Raw genomic sequence first — 16,251 nt, 5'->3', positions numbered from 1 at the left:
TGTGGTCTAACTTTGACGGAGTCTTTGACGGAATAAAAACAAGAGATGGTGCACACGTAAAAATATCCCGAGCGCCTCCATCTCATCGTAAGGTATATAAGTTGGGCGAAGCCAACAGATTTGTTGTTCGCACCCGTCTATTTGTGCAAGGGTACCGTCATGCCCGCCTTCGCTATGCGCACCCCTTCGGGCAGCGGGAGGGCCTCCCGCACGTCCACGTCATGGGACATATGGGTATAGATCGTCTGGCGCGGCTTCACCTCGGACAGCAGCTCCGCGGCCTCCCTCATGTCATAGACGGAGCGCGTCTCAAACGGCGCCGTTTCGTGCACGAAGCTGGTCCCCAGCACAAGCAGATCGAGGCCTTGCAGGGGCTCCTTTTCCCCGGGGCTCAGGTTAATGGAATCGGAATTATATGCCCAATGATAATTGCCCTTGCGGAATCGGTACGCATAACTGAAGCCGTTCTTGCCATGGTTTACTTTCCAGCAGGTTATGGCCCAGCCGCATAGCGCAGCTCCATCATCGACAGCGGTCATCTCCATCTGCCGCGGCAGCCACGGGTATTGCCGGACAATCTGCTCCAGCACCTCGGCCGGCGCGTATAACCGCCCTTTCTCGCCTAGCCACCGGCACGCATCGCTCCATTCCGGAAGTCCGCCAATGTGGTCGAAATGGGCATGGGTAATCAGCATATCCCTCACCTTTCGCTTGCCGAGGCGCTCCATCATGAAGCGCCAATCCGGTCCGCAATCGATGATGAATTCCTCGCCGTCGCCCTCCACCAGCACCGAGGAACGAAGCCGGCGATTCATCCCCGTCTCCCGTGCCTCTGTACAGACCAGGCAATCACAATACACCCGAGGTACTCCCATCGCATCCCCTGTACCCAAAAAAGTAAGCCGATCCTCCATCTGCCTCTCCTCCGTTCTAACCGCATCTGTCGATATAGGCATTTCTAGTTTCTTGGTGAACGCTTGTCCCGTCGATTTCGTTCCCGGGGACGGATCGCTCCAAGCCTCCTTGTCAAAGCAAAGCAGCCTTCAAATGAACAAAAAACCGCCCCGGCCCATGCCTAGCGGTCTTGTCTTCTATTTAGCGATCCTAAGCAATCCATTTAGCATCCTTATTATCTAAGCAAATGAGGGCTTATTATCATCAACAGCTCCGCTGATGACCTTGACATATTTCTTATCTACACCTTCAACCGAAGGGCCGACATACACGCTATTCTTGCTCTGGCGCCTTACCTTGCGGTTTCGCGATTTCAGCGTACTCAGCATCGGCACCGGTCCCCGAACCACCCAGCTCCCATTGGCGGACTCTTGCGGCTGACTTGATGAAGTTGTTTTTTTTCTCTCATTCCTGCTCATGGCGAATCCCCTCCAACTAAATGCCTGATGGTACGAAGCAGCTCACGGTTCTGTTCCACAATCTCCGCGAGTTCGTCCTCCGAAAGAACGTCATGTCCTGTAAAATGCACCGACAGCACATGATTCTCCCCTAAAGGATAGCAGAACACATACACCTGCGCAACTTCCTCTTCGTGATAAAATGCCCATTTTCCACTATTATAGACATCCATCACGTAAATCGACTGGTTGCTCGGGGAACGACTCTCGCCAAACGGGAAAAATCTCCCTCTTCCTACATTACCCCCAATATGCCCGATTCCCTCATCTCCTTTTCGAGCCCAGAAGGCAGCCCCCGTTACCCGGTAATCGCCTTTGCCGGGCGGCAGCAGGGAATTGCGCACGGCTTCACTCAGCGCATGATACTTCTCCGCCTCGTCGGTTACATGCACATTCCGGTTATATTCCCAGAAAAAATGCAGCACGCTCTGCTTGCGCCTAAGCTCCAATTCCTTCTGCTCAATCACGTCGTTCGGGCTGATATAAGCCCCTTCCGCCTCGATTGCATGCATAATATGCCCGCATGCGACATCCACCGCCGATTTATAATCGTTGTCGCTTCGCAGCTCATATTCCAGCAGCGTAATGCCCTGCAGATCGGAGAGCAGATGATATTCCTTAACCGTCACGTCCTGCACGGACTCATCATCCGGCTCCACGTGATCGGGGATGATGCAGAACACCCTTCGCCTTCCGAGCCTTCCCCAGAACAGGCCCATTTCAAACAGGGTATTGTCGCGGGTTACAAAGACATGCTTGCCTCGAATCAACGCCACATCGTCTGGAGCAAATACGAACACACCAAAGTCACTGGACGCAAGCTGCTTCTCCAAAGCCTCCATCGTATACATGTTCGCCCCGAACGTACCGCCATACCAAGGTGTCACCTGTGCCGTCCGTTTGAGCTGTTCGTGGATCGCTCGGGCATACTTGATGGACTCTCTGGAGGAGCCGATGAATAATTTCGGTTTCGGCATGGACATAGGCAATCCGAGTCTCCCTTTGTTATACATTTTAGTCTTATTCGATCATTATAACAAAGTTGCCTATTTTTGGGTAAAAATAATGGGGCAGAATCGTTATTGTATCTTATGCCCGGGGATCAAATACAGACCCCATGAATACCCATGCCCCCGTGTCCCGATCCTCGATCGCAAAGAAAAACGGGCGGTTGACGTCCATCTCGATCGGCTTGGGCGAAGGCTCCGCGCTCGCAGCAATCCCAACCGAAGTAACGGCAGCGGCTTTCGTCCCGGTTTCGCTGACGTCCACGATCGCTTTGTGCTTCACTTCGTCGATGTAGAAGCCGTTTCCTCCTTCGGCCATGGCGGAAAAATCCTCCCACAGCTCCTGATGCAGTGTGGCAAGCGAAGAGGACGCCTTCGGCAGGATGACCAGCATATGCATCTGCCCTTCTGCATACGGGATGCGAATGGCCTGCCAATCCTCCCCTTCCTTATATTCGTATTTACCTTCCCGCTTCATCATCGGAATTTGCTTACTGTTGCCGTTGGCCAAGGTAAACGACTCGTCCACGGTATTCGCCGGATCGAATTCATCCTTCCAGCCCCCGTTGAAATAGATCGCATTGATCAATACAGCAACGCCGCCCGGCGGCTCGCTAAAGATGGAGGGAATCATCCCTTCCGTCTTCTTGTTCACCCAGTCGTTGATCTGATTCATAGCCGTGTCTTCTCCTAAATTGGTCCCTTTGGCCTCTGCCCCATAGCTGTCTTGAAGTGTGTTCAGATAGTCCTTCTTCATAGCCACTCCCTGCTGATACCAGACGGAATTGGCCACGTTCAGGACTACCCCGTTTCCACGCTCCAGAAGCGTTGATAGCTGGTGGTTCCCTTCATTGACGTCTGCCAGGGGCTGGTCCTTCCAGCCGAGCATGGCGGACATCTCGGCCGCCGTATCCCCTGCTGCGCCGTTATACGCCAGCGCAAGCGCTTGGGTAATGCTGTAAGGCGATAGAATCAAGTTCTCTTGTTCCAGCTCCGTTGCGAGCGATTGATGCAGTCGCAGCGCAAAATCACGCCCGGCTTGCGTCATGTCTTGATCGACCTTGGCCAATACGTTTTTCCGTTCCGCTTCCGACAACACCTTGATTTTTTTCTGCTGCTCCGCCTTTTTCCCGCCCTCGGTTGGCAGCTTGTCCCCCTGACCGCAGGCAGTGAGCCATATGAGCAAGCAAGCACAGGTAAAGACCGTCATCCATGTCCGCATGATATACGCCCCTTTTTATGGATTATTCGCTGTTAATCTATAGAGACGCGTCAGGTTATCCTAATGTTGCATCCAATGGCGCAATTATCCATTTATATTAGTAATTCGCCCCAGGCAGAGGTACAATGGATGTGCAATCGAACGCCAGTTTATGGTCTTTTCAAGAAATCGGAGGAATGATCTACATATGCAAAATATCGTTATTCAAGGCAATCTAGTCACGCTTCGAACCCGTCGTCAGGAGGATACGCCTGTTCTCTACGAGCTTATATACGGTACCGACAACCCAGAGTGGAAACAATACGACGCACCCTACTTTCCCTTGAAGCATGTTTCCTATGAGGTATTTGAAACACAGTGGAACTCCGATTTGGAATCCGGTCGTTTTCCCAGCGATTTGCTCATCGAAGTCCAAGGTCAAACGATCGGACTGGTGACCTTCTACTGGGAGCATGAGCCGTCGAGGTGGCTGGAGGCGGGCATTATCATTTATGACCCGCTCCATTGGAGCGGAGGCTATGGAACCGAGGCGCTGTCCCTGTGGGTGGATTGCCTGTTTCGCCATCTAGATATCGCCCGGGTCGGCATTACGACCTGGTCCGGAAATCCGCGGATGATGCGCTGTGCGGAGAAGATCGGGATGCGCCTGGAAGGACGCATGAGAAAATGCAGATACTATAATGGGGTTTACTATGATTCCATTCGGATGGGCGTGCTGAGGGAAGAGTGGGAGGAACGAACAGCTTCAAGCGAACCAAGCTGCGTAGGCCAATCTATCAAATAGCATGCTGCTGCATTCAAAAGCTTGACGCACCGAAATGAGCCGGCCGGGGAATTCCCCCAGCCGGCTCGTTTTATATGCAGCGGGGATGCCGCCGCATATAGGCTATCGCTTCCTGGCGTCCAAATCGCCGGGACATCGAATCATGATCTCCTGCATGCTTCATTGTCGAGATATCCCATTCCGTGACATACCATACCCGGATGAAATTCGTATCGTCCGGCAGGGCAACGGTGGCGCGTTTGTCGGTTTGCCCTGGTAATGAAAGCCGGGCTTTCCGTCATATCGGCAGTTACAAGCCGGCCAGCACCTGATACCAGATGCCGCGCTTCGAATACAGCGTCTCGCGGACGGTATCCCAGCCCCCCAAATATTCGATGTCGAACAGCCCCGGCGGGTTCGGGAAGGCGTCCTTCGTCTCGGCATAGACCGTTTCCTCCACCGGGCGGAAGCCATGCTTGACGAAGATGCGCTGCGCATCCGGAGAATACAGGTATTGAACGAAGGCTTCAGCCACGTCGGATGTTCCGTGCTCCTGGGCATACTTCTCGACCACGACGGCCGGATTCTCGATCAGCATCGTATGCTCCGGGACCACAATATCGTAAGGCACCCCTTGTGCAATGCGTGCCAGCAGTTCATTTTCATACGTGACAATGACGTCGCCGACCCCGTACTCAAAGGCAGCCATGGACGCTCTGCCGCTCTTGTCGAGCGACTCCACGTTCCGATGCACCGCTTCAAGGAACGCCTTCGCTGCCGCAGGATCCCGCTGGCCCTTCGCTTCCGATTGCTTCAGCCCTGCGCCGTAAATGGCGTTGATATCCCACTGGGCGCCGCCCGACGTCTTCGGGTTCGGATACAGAACCTTCACACCCGGTTTCGTGAGGTCGTCAAAATCCCGAATCCCCTTCGGATTTCCTTCCCTCGTGCCCAGCACGACGATCGAGCGCGTCACCATGCCGCCATAGGCTTGGTTCTTCCACTCCTTCGGCACCAGGCCCGATCTCACCAGCTTGTCGACGTCACCCTCCATGGCGAGCAGTGTCACATCCGCTTCGAAACCGCCTGTAATCGCGCGTGCCTGGGTTCCGGATGCCTCGTACGATTCCTGAAACCGGATCGTTTCGCCCGTCTCCTCCTTCCACTTCTTCTGGAAGGCCGGAATAATTTCGTTCATGGCGTCTCTGGCGACACTGTATGCGCCAAGAACCAGCGTCCTTTCGCCAGGCTGGACGGCTACCTCTTGAGATTGCTCCTCCGCGGCGCATCCGGCGATCAGGAAGCCGAAGAGAAGCGCCATGCCGATCAGCAGGAACTTGGCATGGTGATTTCTCAAGATTCGCATGATACCACTTCCCTCCGTATAGTTAGAACGGTCAGATCATGATCGGCATCGGATCGACCTTCAGTCGATTCTCTTCAATCCAACTGTGCTCCTCATTGAACAGATAAGCCCGGTGTACGAGCACCCGTACTTGCTGCCCCGGATGCAGCGTCTCCTTCTCCAAGGAGCGATACGTAATTAATTTGTGGCCTTTGACCTCGACCTCAACGAGCCATTCACTTCCGCGGAAATGCAGATGGCGAACGATCCCCGTCTCCGTCGCGGACAGCACCGGGAAATCATGCTCGCTGCCAAGTTCGATATATTCCGGCCGAATGAGCGCGCGGGTGGCGTGCTTGTTCACGGCCGCTTCGAAGCCCTTCAGCTCGCCAGCGCTGGCAATGACCGTGGACTCGCCGATAAAGGACGCGACAAACGGCGTCTTCGGCTCCTTATAAATATCCCAAGGCGTTCCCTTCTGCTCGACCCGCCCCTGATTAATGATCATGATTTCATCCGCGACCTCGATCGCCTCATCCTGGTCATGGGTAACGAAGATGGACGTAATGCCCACCCGCTCGATCAGCTCCCGCAGCCAAGAGCGGAGCTCCTGGCGAATCTTGGCGTCGATCGCCGCGAACGGCTCATCCAGGAGCAGCAGCTGCGGCTCGGGAGCGAGCGCCCTTGCAAAGGCGACGCGCTGCCGCTGGCCGCCTGACAATTGATGCGGGTATCTGTGCTCGAACCCTTTGAGCCCGGTAAGCTCCACCAATTCCGTCACCTTGTCTTTGATTCTTGCTTTCGGCTCTTTCTTGATCTTCAAGCCGAACGCAATGTTGTCAAACACGGTCATGTGCTTGAACAATGCATAATTCTGAAAGACGAATCCGATCCCCCGCTCCTGGGGCGGCAGGTCGTTGACCGCCTGGCCGTGAAAGGAAATTTGGCCCGAGTCCGGGGTCTCAAGCCCTGCCAGCATGCGCAGAATCGAGGTTTTACCGCCGCCGCTCGGACCGAGAAGCCCGATCAGATGCCCCTTCTCGATTTCGAAGCTGACATCCTTTACCGCGTGAAACGTACCGAAATGCTTATTCAGATCGCGAACTTCAACATGCATGTCAATGCACTTCCTTTCTTTTCTTGGCCCACTCCATCATCAGCAGCAGCGCCACGGAAAAAGCCGCGAGCACGAGAGCCACTCCGTTGGCGGCAGCCACGTTAAAATTCTCGACATCCTGGTACACAAGCGTAGTCGCCGTTTGCGTCTTGTTCATGATATTGCCCGATACCACCAGTACAGCACCGAACTCTCCGAGGGAACGGGCCACCGTAAGCACAAGGCCGTATACGACAGCCCAGCGAATGGAGGGCCAGGTCACCTTGCGGAACGTGGTCCAGCTATAGGCTCCCAGCGTGGCGGCAGCCTGCTCCTGATCATGTCCGATCTCCTGCAGAACCGGCATCACCTCGCGCACCATCAGCGGAAACGTTACAAAAAGGGTGGCAATGACCATGCCCGGGAAGGCATAAACTACCTTAAAGCCGATTCCTTCAAAAAATCCGCCGATGATGCTGTCGGGGCCCAGCAGCAATACAATCATAAGGCCGCCGATGACCGGGGATACGGCGTAGGGAAGATCGACGATGCTGTTCAGGATGCCTTTGATTTTTTGGCTCAACCAATTCGCCCGGACCAAATAGAGCGCCATCATAATGCCGAACAAAGCATTAAGTATAGTAACAACGATTACGATAAGTCCTGTCATCATCAAAGCATGCAGCGCCTCGGGGCGAAAGAGCCCCTTGGCAAATCCCTCAAGCCCGTTCTCAAATGCCCCAATGGCGATGCGGGACAATGGAATAATGAGAAGAACGATAAATACCGCATAGGTTAATCCGATCCACAGCCTTCTCATGCCCTTCTCCCCCTCTGCTGAACCATGTTGATGATCCATAGGATAAGGAACGAGAGCGTAAGGAGCACGACGGATACGGCTGCGGCCCCTGCCGGGTTGTCACTTTCGATCTCCCCAAAAATGAATACGGAGGCAATCAGGGTTCGTCCGGGGATGTTTCCGGCTACCAACACGACGGCGCCGAACTCGGCAAGCGCCCGGGAAAATGCCAGCATCCCCCCGCTGATAATGCCCGGCAGCATAGACGGAAGAATGACCTTGAAAAATGTGGTTGTCTTGGATGCTCCCAGCGTATAGGCCGCTTCTTCCTCAAGCGGATCCAGCTCCTCCAGCAGCGGCTGGACCGCCCGAATGACGAACGGAAACGTGACGAACAGCATAGCAATCACGATGGCCGGCTGATGAAACACGATCTCGAATCCGAGCTTCTCCGCCGCCTCGCCGATCAGGCTTCCTGGTCCCAATAAGAGCAATATCATAAGCCCTCCGACCGCGGTAGGAAGGGCAAAGGGCAAATCCACCAGACTATTGAGCAGCGTTCTTCCCGGAAAGCGGTATTTTGTCAGCACCCAGGCGATCATCGTTCCGATAAGCACGTTGATCAAGGTAGAGATCAAGCCAAGCTTGATCGTAAGCAGCACAGCCTTCCAGGCGATCGGCTCCGCGATGCTCTCGGCGAAATGGCTCCAACCGGCAGAAAAAGACTGTACATATACGCCAAAAATCGGCAGCACGATCAGGGCAACAAAATAAAGCAGGACCGTGCTCCGAAATCCCCAAGTCCATCCTTTATGGCGTATCCATGTTGTCACAATGCACCCCTCCCGCCTCCGGATCTTCTTCCGGTCGACTCGTACACAGAATTCATCTTTATATTTCCTATTTGTATACTTGGTTTTTTACTTAAACATACTTTACCAAATGCGGAATCCGATCGTCAATCCATCTTTTGCAGTTTATAGGGTAAAATAATAATAATTATGGAAAAAGTTGAGGAGGTTTCACTTTATGCTGTTTACAGGGGAATTACGCACACAGGGACGGGACGAGTTGAGGGATATAACCCGTGAGGTTGCTTCCTACGTGAAGCAAAGCGGAGTCCAGCATGGGACCGCGCTGATCTACTGCCCTCATACGACGGCAGGCATTGCCATCAACGAGAATGCCGATCCGGATGTGAGACGGGATGTGCTGATGGCACTTGATGAGGTTTATCCGTGGGAGCATCCCAAGTACCGTCATGCCGAAGGGAACACGGCTTCCCATCTGAAATCCATCACATGCGGCCCTTCCCAGACCGTCATTATTCATAACGGACATTTGCTAATGGGACGGTGGCAGGGCATTTATTTCTGCGAGTTTGACGGACCGCGGCAGCGGCAGTACCATGTGAAGATCATGGAAGGCTGAATAAAGCGTGGGGATACCATGAGAAAAAAGACAGGCATCATGCTATAGGCGTGATGTCTGTCTTGATGTTACACCAGGTGATTGACGTTTCAACGCAACATCGTTGTAATCCATTGAAGCATCAAGCGAAAACGGTATGGAAAAAACGGGAACTAGACCCGGCTGTACAAGCTTCGGCATAGTACCTTGATATGGGTGAGTGCGGCGGGTTTGATCTCTTCAAAACCGATCCGGTCCTGAATGTAATACGATATAAAGCCATGCAGCGACAAAAACAAGGTCAGCGGAACGGTGCGCCGCTCCTCCTCGCTATAGTTCTCCTCAAGCAAATATTGACGGACAAGCATAGCGAACATTTCAAAACAGCGCCCCTGCTCAGAGCGACAGTAGGATAGCAGCTCCTCGTCCCGGATCATGAACATAATCTCGTATTGGTACGGATTGTCCAGACCGAAACGTACGAACTCCAGCATCAGCTGCTCCAGCTTCGAAACTCCGTCACAGGGAGGCTTTCCCGACACTTCCAACAGCAAATCATTCAGATCATTGAAATCCTTCACGACAATGGCGTAGAATAGCTCCGCCTTTTCCTTAAAATGATAGTACAAGGAGCCGTGGCTATAACCCAGATGCTGCCCGATGCTGCGCATCGAAATGGCCCTGTAGCCCTTTGTTATAAACAAATGCCTGGCTGCTTCCAATATCCGCTCCCTGGACAACTCGCGTTCAACTGCTCTTCTTGCCATATTATTTTATTCCCCTTCAATAAAATAAAGCCGCTCTCCCTCCGTGATCAAGGACTGCCCCTGCGTCAAATCAACCATCCAGGCGATAAAGCCCTCCGCCTCGCCGTCCAGCGGCAAGCAGGTCAATGTCACTGTATCGGCAAAGCTCGTCTCTCCCATGCGTACACCGCGGTTGCGGAGCTCGTTCTCTACCTTGCCAAGCCAAGTATAATCCAGTTCCACGAAAACCTCCCGATGGAGTACCCTCGTAATCGGATCTCCCGACTCAATAGCGGCCACCGCTCCGTCTGTATAAGCCCGAATGAGTCCGCCCGCACCCAGCATGATGCCGCCGAAATACCGGGTGACGACGATCGCTATATTTTTCCGCCCCTGGCTGCGGATGACTTCCAGAATCGGCTTGCCGGCCGTACCGCTCGGCTCCCCGTCATCGGACTGCTTCTGGATTTCGTCCCGCTCGCCGATCATGTAGGCGGAGCAGTTATGCGTCGCGTTCCAATGCTTCTTCTTGATGTCTTCAATAAATACGATGGCTTCCTCCTCGGTCTCAACCGGCATCACATGACCGATGAATCGGGATTTTTTGATGACGATTTCCTTGGAGCCTGCCTGACGCACCGTCTTGTAACGATCCAACATGAATCAATAACCACCCCTTACTGCCGGGCCCTTCATCCCCGAAGCGGCATAACAATCCATGCCCGTATGGATGCATGCTTCGCGGGTAAGCCCGAGAACGAACAAATTACCAAGAAAGCAGTTCCCGGCACAAAAAATATGCCGGCGAACTGCTTTCTTCAGCGTCTTGCGTTAAAATTCCATGATGTGTCAGGTTTATTCGGAAAGTCTTGCTTCCAATTCGGCTTTTTCCTTCTCATATCCCGGTTTGCCAAGCAGGGCGAACATGTTCTTCTTGTAAGCCTCTACGCCCGGTTGGTCAAACGGGTTCACACCCAACAAGTAGCCGCTGATACCGCATGCCTTTTCGAAAAAGTATACCAGATATCCGAACGAATAGGGAGTGAAATCTGGAATTGTCACAATCAAGTTCGGAACTTGTCCGTCCGTATGGGCCAGCATCGTGCCCTGGAATGCCTTTTTGTTGACGAAATCCAGCGTTTTACCGGTCAGGAAGTTAAGACCGTCCAGATCTTCCGGATCCGATTCGATCGTAATGTGCTCGGATACGTTCTCCACCTGAATGACGGTTTCGAAGATATTGCGGCTGCCTTCCTGGATGAATTGGCCCATGGAGTGCAGATCGGTCGAGAAATCCACCGATGCCGGATAAATGCCCTTGAAGTCCTTGCCTTCGCTCTCGCCGTACAGCTGCTTCCACCATTCGGACACGAAATGCAGCGATGGCTCGTAGTTAACCAGAATCTCAATGGCCTTGCCTTTGCGGTACAACGCGTTACGAACAGCGGCATACTGGTACGCTTCGTTCTCGGCAACGTTCGGGCTGCTGTATTCCTTCGCAGCATCCGCCGCGCCTTGCATCATCTCTTCGATGTTGATGCCGGCCGTTGCGATCGGAAGAAGTCCCACGGCCGTCAAGACCGAGTAGCGTCCGCCAACGTCGTCAGGAATAACGAAGGACTCGTAGCCTTCCTCGTTGGCAAGCTTCTTGAGCGCGCCTTTCGCTTGGTCCGTTGTCGCATAGATCCGTTTGCGCGCTTCCTCCTTGCCGTATTTCTTCTCGAGCTCGGCGCGGAAGATCCGGAATGCGATGGCCGGCTCCGTCGTTGTTCCCGATTTGGAGATTACGTTGACGGAGAAGTCCTTGCCTTCAATCAGATCAAGCAGATGCTTCACATAGGTGGAGCTGATGTTGTTGCCTGCAAAATAAATTTCCGGCGTCTTGCGCTTGTCCTTCGGCAGTTCATTATAGAACGAATGGGACAGCATCTCGATCGCCGCGCGGGCGCCGAGGTAGGAGCCGCCGATGCCGATGACGATCAGCACGTCGGAATCGCTTTGAATTTTAGCTGCCGCTTTCTGGATTCGTGCAAATTCTTCTTTATCATAATTCGTTGGAAGGTCGATCCAGCCCAAATAGTCGGAGCCGGCGCCTGTGCCTTTATGTAACTGTTCGTGAGCGGTGCGGATCGGCTCCGCGAAATAATCCACCTCGTGTTGATTGACGAAAGTTAGTGCTTTACTATAATCAAATTTGATTTTTTTAGACATGCCTCTAAACCTCCTGTGAATTTAGGAATAGGATACTGTAATTTGATAGGGACCGCAAGGTCCGCAGGCGAACCGTCATGCATTCTTCATCGTTCCCTATGCATCCGGCTTCCTCCGGCAAAGACTGGCTTCGGTTCGGAAACCCGTGCTAAGATAGAATGGATCAGGAATCCAAAAGCGAAGGTGATAGCATGAAGAAAATCGGCTTTATCGGGCTCGGCACCATGGGCGCACCCATGGCAGCCAACCTGCTTAAACAGAATTATGACGTTACCGTGTACAACCGGACCAGTGAAAAATGCCGTCCGCTCGCCGAGCAGGGCGCTTCCGTAGCGGATACGCCGCGCGAAGCCGCAGAAGGACAAGATGTCGTTATCACGATGGTAAGCAACGACGATTCCATCCGGGACGTCTTCTACGGCGAGAACGGTCTGCTGGGCTCGCTAAGGGGCGGCATGACCGTCATTGATTGCAGCACGATCTCCCCAAGCCTCGTCAAGGAGATTGCATCCGCCGTTTCCGGACTCGGCGCCTTCTTCCTTGACGCGCCCGTAACCGGCAGCAAGCCTGCCGCGATGGACGGAACGCTGGTCTTCATGGTCGGCGGCGATGCCGAGGTTATAGCAGCTCAGTCGGACGTGTTCGATACGCTTGGCAAAAAGGTTATCCACATGGGCGCGAACGGAAGCGGCGCGGTGGCCAAGCTCGCGCATAATACCATCGTCGGCATCAACAATCTGGCGCTTGCCGAAGGATTCGCCATTGCCGCCAAATCCGGCATTCCGGCGGATAACTTCCTCGAGCTGGTTCAGCTAGGCTCGGCGGGCAGCAAAGCGGCGGAGCTGAAAGGCCGCAAAATTATCGACGGCGACTTCAGCAATCAATTCTCCCTGGCGCTCATGCTCAAGGACTTGAAGCTGGCATCCTCGCTCGCCGACAGTGCCGGCATGCCGTCCCCGATGCTCAATCTGGCGAAGACCCTGTTCCAGGCCGGAGCCAGCGAAGGCTACGGCGAGGAGGACCTGTCCGCTGTCGTGAAATGCTACGAGGCATGGATCGGCCAGAAAATCGGAGGCCAGGAACTGTAGTAAGCTCAAAGCCGAGCTCTAAGTGCTCAAGTCAAGCTCAAGTCAAGCTATCAGCAAGCTCTAAAAGTAAGCTTTAAGACAAGCTCTGAAGCAAGCTAATGCAAGCTCAAAGCCAAATGAGACAAGCTGAGGCAAGCTCACATAAAACGTATGGCTGGCATCCACATGATACGGCTCGTTCCCTAAGTATCCGTCATTGACACCCGGATCGGGGGACGGGTCTTTTTTTTGTGTGTCGATCCACTAGCAATGATCGGTGATCCCCTGCTGACTGACCGAGTACGGCAGTCGAAGCTTCGCACCTTGGATCAGGACGCCGGATAAGAGCAGCAGTAATCGGTAACGGTGCGGATCTCCAGCTTAAAGCTCGAGTTACCCGGCACGTCGAAGGTGGCGCTCCCCTGAATCTCCCGCCATTCCTGCTCACCCGGAAGAAGAACCCGCAGATCGCCCGACAAGATCTCCATAATTTCCGGGCCGTCCGTGCCAAATTCGTAGCTGCCCGGCAGCATGATGCCCAGCGTTACCTTTTGGCCATCCTCCAAGACCACCGTGCGGCTCGTCACGTTCCCCTCATAATAAATGTTGGCTGCCTTCGTAATCGTAGCATTCTTGAATTGCGACATCGTTTTGCTCCCCTCCAAAATATGTAAAGCAAGATATATGACGACACCCGCATGAAGCGGGTGCCGGTTGATCCTATGGAGTTCGTTCTAAATGGATTACAGCAGCGCTTTGACGCGGCTGACGACATTTTCAACGGTGAAGCCATACTCCGCAATGACACGGTCGCCAGGTGCGGAAGCACCGAAGATGGAGATGCCGAGAATGTCGCCTTTTTCGCCGACGTAACGCTCCCAGCCGAACGGATGGGCCATTTCAACGGCAAGGCGGGCTTTCACGTCCGGAAGCAGGACGGAATCTTTGTAAGCCTGATCCTGGCTGTCGAACAGATCCCAGCTCGGCATGCTGATGACGCGGACATGGATGCCCTCTTCAGCGAGCGCCTCTTGGGCTTTCACCGCAAGCTGCACCTCGGAGCCGGTCGCAATGATTTGCGCCTGCACCTGGCCGCCTTTGGCATCGGATACGACATACGCGCCGCGTTTGATGCCTTCGCGTGCGTTGTCTGCAGTGCCTGCAAGAATCGGCAGGTTCTGACGGGTCAGCACGAGCGCAACCGGACGGTCCGTATTTTCAACCGCATAAGCCCATGCCGCCGACGTTTCGTTGGCATCCGCCGGACGGATCACGGTCAGGCCTGGGATAATGCGCAGCGAAGCAAGCTGTTCAATCGGCTCGTGGGTTGGGCCGTCTTCGCCAACCGCGATGCTGTCGTGCGTCAGTACGTAAGTTACCGGCAGCTTCATCAGCGCAGCCAGACGAATGGCCGGACGCAGATAATCCGTAAACACGAAGAAAGTACCGCCGAAAATTTTCAGTCCGCCATGAAGCGCAATCCCGTTCATCGCGCCGGCCATCGCAAATTCGCGCACGCCGTAGTAAACGTTGCGGCCTTCGTAGCTTTCAGGCGTAAAGGACGGCAGGTCGTTAAGATGCGTCATCGTGGAGCTCTCCAGATCCGCAGAGCCGCCAAGCAGATGAGGCACGCCGGATGTCAGGCCGTTCAGCGCTTTGCCGGATGCAACGCGGGTGGAAACGGCTTTGTCCTCAGCGCTGTACTTCGGAAGATCCTTATCCCAGCCTTCAGCAAGCTTGCCCGATTCGCCGCGCTCGAACTGCGCTGCCAGTTCAGGGTAAGCTTCCTTGTACTTCGCGAATTGATCGACCCAAGCTTGGTATGCGGCAATTCCGCGTTCCTTCACTTTGCCGAAATGCTCGCGCACTTCTTCAGGAACATAGAAATCCTCTTCGTATACCCATTTGTAGAATTCCTTGGTCAGCTTCGCTTCCTCGGTGCCGAGCGGGGAGCCGTGCGTACCGCCATGGCCGCCCTTGCCTTGCTTGTTCGGGCTTCCGTAGCCGATGATCGTCTTCACTTCGATCAGCGTCGGACGACCGGTTTCGGCTTTCGCTTCCTCGATCGCTTTCTCAATGGCAGGCAGATCGTTGCCGTCTTCGACGCGCAGCACTTGCCAGCCGTATGCTTCGAAACGCTTCGCTACATTTTCGGAGAAGGCCAGGCTCAGCTCGCCGTCCAGGGAGATATCGTTGGAATCATACAGCATGATGAGCTTGCCAAGCTTCAGATGACCGGCCAGGGAAGCCGCTTCGGAAGCAACGCCCTCCATCAGGTCGCCGTCGCCGCAGATCGCGTACGTATAGTGGTCGACAACTTTGAAATCGTCCTTGTTGTATGTCGCGCTCAGATGCGCTTCCGCCATCGCCATGCCGACTGCCATCGCCACGCCTTGTCCAAGCGGTCCTGTCGTAGCGTCAACACCTGCCGTATGACCGTATTCCGGATGGCCCGGCGTCTTGCTGCCCCATTGACGGAACTGCTTCAGATCCTCCAGCGAGAGATCATAGCCGCTCAGGTGAAGCAAGCTGTACAGCAGCATGGAACCGTGTCCTGCCGACAGTACGAAGCGGTCGCGGTTAATCCAGTTCGGCTGATCCGGGTTATGGACCATGGTCTTCGCGAACAATTGATAGCCCATTGGCGCAGAGCCCATCGGCATGCCCGGGTGACCGGATTTCGCCTTCTCGATCGCATCGATCGCCAGCGTCCGAATCGTCGCGATGGACAGGTTGTCGATCGTTTGATTATGTTCAGTTGTCATGATTCGTCCTCCTCAAATCTTCTCCGTCGTAAGCTTCGAATTTGAAGTCATCTTACGCCCCTTCGGCCCTGTTATGTAGCAATGAGGGCAGTTAGGAATGTTGAGAATATCATTTTGACTCTTATTGTATCACCAGACGTGATTCATTTCCATAACGTAATTTTCGTTGTTTTCCAAATTGACACAAAAGCCGCGAATGTCCCTCCTGCATTATTTCCTTTATTAGACGGGTTATAACCGCCGGGAGCGAATCTTAAACCAACCGCTGGAAATGAGGCCCGGGAATCGGCTCTCCGGGAAAACATCATGACATTCCAAAATCCGAATGTGCCTGTCGTTTTAGGCTTCCGTCCACCCCCCGGCTTCTCCCAAGCTGGCTTCCCCGTACGAAAAAAAGCCCCGGTCCCA

At 54.1% G+C, this 16,251-nt stretch carries 16 protein-coding genes; 3 read left to right on the top strand and 13 right to left on the bottom strand.

Going from position 1 to position 16,251, the window contains the following annotated elements:
* Nucleotides 1-137: 137 nt before the first annotated feature.
* The 4 genes from BBD41_RS20120 to BBD41_RS20105 form a co-directional block, all read right to left on the bottom strand.
* Nucleotides 138-914, bottom strand: coding sequence for an MBL fold metallo-hydrolase (locus tag BBD41_RS20120; protein WP_077567919.1), 777 nt, complete (start codon nucleotides 912-914; stop codon nucleotides 138-140).
* Between the two features lie 219 nt (nucleotides 915-1,133).
* Nucleotides 1,134-1,373 (bottom strand): hypothetical protein, encoded by a 240-nt coding sequence (locus BBD41_RS20115; RefSeq protein WP_007127192.1) that lies wholly within the window; start codon nucleotides 1,371-1,373, stop codon nucleotides 1,134-1,136.
* Nucleotides 1,370-2,395, bottom strand: a complete 1,026-nt coding sequence (locus tag BBD41_RS20110; RefSeq protein WP_077567920.1) for a TIR domain-containing protein — start codon at nucleotides 2,393-2,395, stop codon at nucleotides 1,370-1,372. Before BBD41_RS20110 ends, BBD41_RS20115 begins: the two co-directional genes overlap by 4 nt.
* A 106-nt stretch (nucleotides 2,396-2,501) precedes the next feature.
* The gene (locus BBD41_RS20105; RefSeq protein ID WP_099478545.1) at nucleotides 2,502-3,641 is read right to left on the bottom strand and encodes a serpin family protein; all 1,140 of its coding nucleotides are present in this window, start codon (nucleotides 3,639-3,641) and stop codon (nucleotides 2,502-2,504) included.
* Between the two features lie 187 nt (nucleotides 3,642-3,828).
* Between BBD41_RS20105 and BBD41_RS20100 the strand changes: the two genes are divergently transcribed.
* Nucleotides 3,829-4,425: a GNAT family N-acetyltransferase gene (locus tag BBD41_RS20100; protein WP_077567922.1), complete on the top strand. Its 597-nt coding sequence runs from the start codon at nucleotides 3,829-3,831 to the stop codon at nucleotides 4,423-4,425.
* Nucleotides 4,426-4,714: 289 nt separating this feature from the next.
* Here BBD41_RS20100 and BBD41_RS20095 read toward each other — a convergent pair whose 3' ends face one another.
* Genes BBD41_RS20095 through cysT form a run of 4 tightly spaced genes read right to left on the bottom strand, consistent with a single transcriptional unit; the run spans nucleotide 4,715 to nucleotide 8,477 of the window.
* On the bottom strand, nucleotides 4,715-5,770 hold the full coding sequence (locus BBD41_RS20095) for a sulfate ABC transporter substrate-binding protein (protein ID WP_077567923.1): 1,056 nt from the start codon (nucleotides 5,768-5,770) through the stop codon (nucleotides 4,715-4,717).
* A gap of 31 nt (nucleotides 5,771-5,801) precedes the next feature.
* Nucleotides 5,802-6,866, bottom strand: coding sequence for a sulfate/molybdate ABC transporter ATP-binding protein (locus BBD41_RS20090; protein WP_099478544.1), 1,065 nt, complete (start codon nucleotides 6,864-6,866; stop codon nucleotides 5,802-5,804).
* Nucleotide 6,867: 1 nt separating this feature from the next.
* Nucleotides 6,868-7,665, bottom strand: a complete 798-nt coding sequence (locus BBD41_RS20085) for a sulfate ABC transporter permease subunit (RefSeq protein ID WP_077567925.1) — start codon at nucleotides 7,663-7,665, stop codon at nucleotides 6,868-6,870.
* Nucleotides 7,662-8,477: a sulfate ABC transporter permease subunit CysT gene (gene cysT / locus BBD41_RS20080; RefSeq protein ID WP_077567926.1), complete on the bottom strand. Its 816-nt coding sequence runs from the start codon at nucleotides 8,475-8,477 to the stop codon at nucleotides 7,662-7,664. The genes BBD41_RS20085 and cysT overlap by 4 nt, the downstream gene beginning before the upstream one ends.
* Before the next feature lie 196 nt (nucleotides 8,478-8,673).
* On the opposite strand from cysT, the gene BBD41_RS20075 reads away from it, so the two are divergent.
* Nucleotides 8,674-9,075 carry a secondary thiamine-phosphate synthase enzyme YjbQ gene (locus BBD41_RS20075; protein ID WP_077567927.1) on the top strand — a complete coding sequence of 134 codons (402 nt, stop codon included), beginning with the start codon at nucleotides 8,674-8,676 and terminating at the stop codon, nucleotides 9,073-9,075.
* A gap of 152 nt (nucleotides 9,076-9,227) precedes the next feature.
* On the opposite strand, the gene BBD41_RS20070 is transcribed toward BBD41_RS20075, so the two are convergent.
* The 3 genes from BBD41_RS20070 to BBD41_RS20060 all read right to left on the bottom strand — a co-directional run bounded on the left by BBD41_RS20070 (nucleotide 9,228) and on the right by BBD41_RS20060 (nucleotide 12,011).
* A complete protein-coding gene (locus BBD41_RS20070; RefSeq protein WP_077567928.1) occupies nucleotides 9,228-9,821 on the bottom strand; it encodes a TetR/AcrR family transcriptional regulator in 594 nt (197 codons plus the stop codon).
* A gap of 6 nt (nucleotides 9,822-9,827) precedes the next feature.
* Complete coding sequence (locus BBD41_RS20065; protein WP_099478543.1) at nucleotides 9,828-10,460, bottom strand: YigZ family protein; 633 nt, start codon at nucleotides 10,458-10,460, stop codon at nucleotides 9,828-9,830.
* 195 nt (nucleotides 10,461-10,655) lie between these two features.
* A complete protein-coding gene (locus BBD41_RS20060) occupies nucleotides 10,656-12,011 on the bottom strand; it encodes a glucose-6-phosphate isomerase (RefSeq protein WP_077567930.1) in 1,356 nt (451 codons plus the stop codon).
* A 191-nt stretch (nucleotides 12,012-12,202) separates the two neighbouring features.
* Between BBD41_RS20060 and BBD41_RS20055 the strand changes: the two genes are divergently transcribed.
* Nucleotides 12,203-13,099, top strand: a complete 897-nt coding sequence (locus BBD41_RS20055; RefSeq protein WP_099480705.1) for an NAD(P)-dependent oxidoreductase — start codon at nucleotides 12,203-12,205, stop codon at nucleotides 13,097-13,099.
* A gap of 308 nt (nucleotides 13,100-13,407) precedes the next feature.
* Here BBD41_RS20055 and ppnP read toward each other — a convergent pair whose 3' ends face one another.
* Together ppnP and tkt are read right to left on the bottom strand one after the other, a co-directional pair.
* Complete coding sequence (gene ppnP, locus BBD41_RS20050; protein WP_007127179.1) at nucleotides 13,408-13,725, bottom strand: pyrimidine/purine nucleoside phosphorylase; 318 nt, start codon at nucleotides 13,723-13,725, stop codon at nucleotides 13,408-13,410.
* 96 nt (nucleotides 13,726-13,821) lie between these two features.
* Entirely contained in the window at nucleotides 13,822-15,843 is a 2,022-nt protein-coding gene (tkt, locus tag BBD41_RS20045) for a transketolase (RefSeq protein ID WP_077567932.1), read from the bottom strand.
* Nucleotides 15,844-16,251 lie beyond the last annotated feature (408 nt).

The sequence above is a fragment of the Paenibacillus ihbetae genome, assembly GCF_002741055.1.
Taxonomy (GTDB): Bacteria; Bacillota; Bacilli; order Paenibacillales; family Paenibacillaceae; genus Paenibacillus_AQ; species Paenibacillus_AQ ihbetae.
This window is presented reverse-complemented; position numbering and strand designations above follow the sequence as displayed.

Bases quoted from the DNA above. Each gene is read 5' to 3' on its own strand.
- BBD41_RS20120 (WP_077567919.1), bottom strand. From the start codon at position 914: ATGGAGGATCGGCTTACTTTTTTGGGTACAGGGGATGCGATGGGAGTA.
- BBD41_RS20115 (WP_007127192.1), bottom strand. From the start codon at position 1,373: ATGAGCAGGAATGAGAGAAAAAAAACAACTTCATCAAGTCAGCCGCAA.
- BBD41_RS20110 (WP_077567920.1), bottom strand. From the start codon at position 2,395: ATGTCCATGCCGAAACCGAAATTATTCATCGGCTCCTCCAGAGAGTCC.
- BBD41_RS20105 (WP_099478545.1), bottom strand. From the start codon at position 3,641: ATGCGGACATGGATGACGGTCTTTACCTGTGCTTGCTTGCTCATATGG.
- BBD41_RS20100 (WP_077567922.1), top strand. From the start codon at position 3,829: ATGCAAAATATCGTTATTCAAGGCAATCTAGTCACGCTTCGAACCCGT.
- BBD41_RS20095 (WP_077567923.1), bottom strand. From the start codon at position 5,770: ATGCGAATCTTGAGAAATCACCATGCCAAGTTCCTGCTGATCGGCATG.
- BBD41_RS20090 (WP_099478544.1), bottom strand. From the start codon at position 6,866: ATGCATGTTGAAGTTCGCGATCTGAATAAGCATTTCGGTACGTTTCAC.
- BBD41_RS20085 (WP_077567925.1), bottom strand. From the start codon at position 7,665: ATGAGAAGGCTGTGGATCGGATTAACCTATGCGGTATTTATCGTTCTT.
- BBD41_RS20075 (WP_077567927.1), top strand. From the start codon at position 8,674: ATGCTGTTTACAGGGGAATTACGCACACAGGGACGGGACGAGTTGAGG.
- BBD41_RS20070 (WP_077567928.1), bottom strand. From the start codon at position 9,821: ATGGCAAGAAGAGCAGTTGAACGCGAGTTGTCCAGGGAGCGGATATTG.
- BBD41_RS20065 (WP_099478543.1), bottom strand. From the start codon at position 10,460: ATGTTGGATCGTTACAAGACGGTGCGTCAGGCAGGCTCCAAGGAAATC.
- BBD41_RS20060 (WP_077567930.1), bottom strand. From the start codon at position 12,011: ATGTCTAAAAAAATCAAATTTGATTATAGTAAAGCACTAACTTTCGTC.
- BBD41_RS20055 (WP_099480705.1), top strand. From the start codon at position 12,203: ATGAAGAAAATCGGCTTTATCGGGCTCGGCACCATGGGCGCACCCATG.
- ppnP (WP_007127179.1), bottom strand. From the start codon at position 13,725: ATGTCGCAATTCAAGAATGCTACGATTACGAAGGCAGCCAACATTTAT.
- tkt (WP_077567932.1), bottom strand. From the start codon at position 15,843: ATGACAACTGAACATAATCAAACGATCGACAACCTGTCCATCGCGACG.